This window comes from Mucilaginibacter sp. P4_E8 (assembly GCF_056401495.1).
Genome location: NZ_JBFUJG010000446.1, coordinates 1 through 649 on the forward strand (window position 1 = coordinate 1; position 649 = coordinate 649).

Genomic DNA, 649 nt, shown 5'->3' on the forward strand with positions numbered 1-649 from the left:
GCTATTTATTGTTAGCAACTTAATTGCTAAATACTTAATTGAGGAAATTATCTTTGATTCAAAAGAAAAATATGGAACTAACATTAGATGAAATTAAGGACAACTTTGTAAGTGAACTATTAACAACATCAATTACAAGTGACTTTTATAACTTCAGTTTTTTACAAACTGCTCCTTATTCGGGTGATGTTATAATTATGGATAAAGCCACTCAGAGAATTGAAAGATGTTTATGGAGTGTAGGAGTTATTAATGATGAAATAATAGCTGACATTTCTAATATGGATAATCATATTCTAATGAGAGAGGTTTATACTGGCTTTACTAATAGACTTAAAGAAAAAGAAATCTTTATATAATTACCTATGACTGCTGCTACTAAATCCGAACCCGGCCATAAAGTTATTATTAGGTACAACTCTCTGTAAATGTAAGTTCGCCATACCCAATGCTGCAACAGCATCATCGTGAAAACCTGATTGGGCTTGAAATTTCACAACATTAGATTTGTCGCTATATTTCATTTCAAACACTTTGAGTTCATCACTTACTTCTTCTAAAAACTGTAATTCACCCTTTTCAACAGCAGTAACCAATTTATAAATCATAGGGCCTTTAGATTTAGAAGTGAACTCCCAACCTATAACAT

At 31.1% G+C, this 649-nt stretch carries 2 protein-coding genes; one reads left to right on the forward strand and one right to left on the reverse strand.

The features are described 5' to 3' along the window. Positions 1–71 precede the first annotated feature (71 nt). Complete coding sequence (locus AC1DRQ_RS32025; protein ID WP_477430274.1) at positions 72–359, forward strand: hypothetical protein; 288 nt, start codon at positions 72–74, stop codon at positions 357–359. On the opposite strand, the gene AC1DRQ_RS32030 is transcribed toward AC1DRQ_RS32025, so the two are convergent. Beyond that, a partial coding sequence (locus tag AC1DRQ_RS32030) for a hypothetical protein (protein ID WP_477430276.1) occupies positions 360–649 on the reverse strand: 290 nt, incomplete at its 5' end.